The organism is Actinosynnema sp. NPDC059797 (assembly GCF_042732085.1).
Classification (GTDB): Bacteria; Actinomycetota; Actinomycetes; order Mycobacteriales; family Pseudonocardiaceae; genus Actinosynnema.
Genome location: NZ_JBHWIE010000497.1, coordinates 1 through 2827, shown reverse-complemented (window position 1 = coordinate 2827; position 2827 = coordinate 1). Strand labels below are relative to the sequence as shown.

The following is a 2827-nucleotide window of genomic DNA, read 5'->3' as shown; positions in this document are numbered from 1 at the left end:
GCTCCCGGTTTTTTACCCTCTCCCGGCCTAGCAACGGGGGGGGGGGGGGGCGGTGGGGGCCCACCGCGCGCCCCCCGCGCCCCCCCCGCGACTGGTGCGGCTCGAAGAGCTCGCCGTTCCAGCGGTAGAGCGTCGAGTCGCCGTTGATGCAGGCGAAGGCCAGCCACTCCTGGCCGTCCTGCGAGAAGTGCAGGAAGCTCCGCCCGGACGTCTCCGCGAAGGTCTGGTAGGGGACGAAGGAGTTCCCGTCCCAGCGGTAGACGACACTCGGCGTGACCTGGTCGGCGTAGGCCAGGAAGTGACGTCCGCCGACCTGGAAGTGGGCCCAGTTGTAGCCCCACCGCCCTCCCAGGACCTGGAACTCCTCCCACCGCCCGGCGACGCGCTCGAAGACGACCGAACGCCCGTGGCCCTTGGGCGTGAGGCCGGGGATGGTCAGGCCCTGGGCCAACGCCAGGAACTCGCGGCCGTCGATCGTGAAGTGGTGCCACTGCTTGGCGCCGAAGGTGGGCAGCGCCTCGTCCAGGACCCACTCCCCGTCTTCGCCCTCGCGGTAGATGAGCGAGTCGACGTCGGTCTCGTAGGGCCCGCTCCCGGTGCGGAGGTTGGCGAACGCCAGGTAGTTCCTCCCCCCGCTGCGGAAGCTCAGCGCGTCCTCGCCGCTCGGGCAGGGCAGGCGGCCCACCTCGACGAACCGCCCTCCTTCCCAGCGGTGGAGGAGCGCGTCGACGTCGGCGTTGCCGCCGTTCATGTCCGGCGCGCGTCCCGGTACGTCCTCGGCCAACTGGGGGACGACGAGGTGCAGCCCGCGGTCGGTTCGGAACACGTGTGCGCTGCGAGCACCGGACGTGGCGAGGCGTTGGTGGACCGACAGGATCTTCGCGTCCGGGTGGCTCGGGTCGGTGTTCGACAAGGAAACTCCTCAACTGGGTTGGACTGGCTCGAGCCGGGGAGGCTCGGGAGATCAGGGCGCGAGGGCGCTCACGGGAGCTGCACGGTCCTCTGTAGACGCTCGGCGCGTCGCTGGGCGAGCAGCAGGAACGCGAGCACGGCGGCGATCGCGAACAACCCGGCCGAGGTCGCGATGTAGCTGTACACGCCGGTGGCGGAGTTGACCGCCCTGCCGTCGACCGTGACCCTCGTGCCGGACAGGATGGCCGCGCCGGCGAAGCTCACGCCCACCGAGCCGATCGCGCTCGTGACCGAGACGATGCTCGCGGTCGCGCCTTGGCGGTGCGGCGCGGTGAGGACGGCCGCCATGTTGAACCCGGAGGCCAGCAGCGATCCCATGCTCAAGTTCAGGAAGAAGGCGAAGAAGACGGCGGCGGGGAACGAGGACGCGCCGAGGAACATGCCGAGGGCGGCCACGGCGCCCACCAGGACGCCCGAGGCCAGGGCCACGGCGGGGTCGGTGCGGGCCGCGAGCCGGCCCGAGAGCAACCCGCCCGCCATGATCCCGACGGCGGGCAGGCCGAACAGCAGCGCGAGCGAGCCCTGGGCGTCGAGCCCGTAGCCGAGGCCCTGGTCCGACGGGACCTGGGCGATGAGGCTGAGCAGCTGGTCCATGCTCTGCCCCGCGCCGGTGGCGAGCACGACCACGAGCAGCGTGAGCACCATCGGCCTGCCGAGGTTCCTGAGGTCGATCACCGCCTCGGGAACCCGGCTCGACACCAGGTGCCACCGGGTCAACGCCGCGACGCCGGCGGCGAGCAGCGCGAGCGCGCCCGCGCTGAGCCAGCCGAGGTCCGGTCCGAGGCTGATGTAACCGAGCACCGCGACGACGCCTCCGCCGAGCAGGAGCGTTCCCGTGACGTCGACCCGTCCCGGTGTCCTCACCTCCGATTCCGGGACGAAGGCGCGGATGCAGGTCGCCGCGACGATCGCGGACAGCGCCGAGGCCGCGAACACGACCCGGAACCCGAAGTCCGCCACGAGCGATTCGACGCTGGTGGTCAGGGCGATCCCCACCACTCCGGCGCAGGTGGTCACCGCGCCGACCGCGGGCATCGCGATCCGCGGTGCGCACAGGTCGCGGACGAGCGAGACGGTCAGGAACACCGCCGCCACCGCGGCGCCCTGCAGCACGCGCCCCAGCACGAAGATCCAGAGGTCGGGCGCGACGAGGCAGACCACGGCGCCGCAGCAGGCGACGAGCAACGCGACCGCCAGCATCCGGCGCTTGCCCCGGATGTCGGCGCTCTTGCCGAACAGCGGCGCCCACATCGCCCCCGCGAGCATCGCGGTGGAGCCGATCCACGCCGCCTGGGTGGTGTCGAAGTGGTCGAGCACCTGGGGCAGGACGAACAGGGGCATGACGATCACCGAGTCCGCCGTGACGTTCGCCAGGAGCAACGCGACGATCTGCCCGACGAGCCGCGGGTTCCACCGCGTGTGCCGCGGCCTGCCCGGCGGTGCGTTGGTGCTCATGGTGGTATCCACGGAACTCCTTGGGTGAGGGGGGTGCGGCGCCCGCGGACAGCGGGGAGAAGTGCTCGCTCGTGACCGAATCTAGGAATCGCCCTCACCCGACGGCAACGGCAAAGGGCTCTCGCCGGCGGATTCTCACCGAGTTCATACCCTCCTCAGGGCGAACTTTTGTGCGGCGCGGCGTGTCGCCCGGAGAGAATCGTCCGCAGTGGCCGAACCGGAAGGGGGAACTGGAGGCCGTGCTCGCGATCCCGGTGCCAATCCCAATAAGAGAGCGCTCTCATCGATGTGCGACCATGCGCCCATGGACCGTTACGAGCAATTCCGCCAGGCGGCGGCCGACCAGGGCATCCCGGACGACGAGATCAGCGAGTTCGCGGATCAGCTCCGGTTCGAGGTC

Annotated in this window: 2 protein-coding genes; both read right to left on the bottom strand. The window is 71.0% G+C overall.

The genetic code is table 11. The annotated features are described in order from the left end of the window. On the bottom strand, positions 1 to 913 hold a 913-nt coding region (locus tag ACFV4N_RS40465), incomplete at its 3' end, for a hypothetical protein (RefSeq protein WP_499677989.1). Between the two features lie 68 nt (positions 914 to 981). Continuing rightward, positions 982 to 2427, bottom strand: a complete 1446-nt coding sequence (locus ACFV4N_RS40460; protein ID WP_499677988.1) for an MFS transporter — start codon at positions 2425 to 2427, stop codon at positions 982 to 984. Positions 2428 to 2827 lie beyond the last annotated feature (400 nt).

Bases quoted from the DNA above. Each gene is read 5' to 3' on its own strand.
- ACFV4N_RS40460 (WP_499677988.1), bottom strand. From the start codon at position 2,427: ATGAGCACCAACGCACCGCCGGGCAGGCCGCGGCACACGCGGTGGAAC.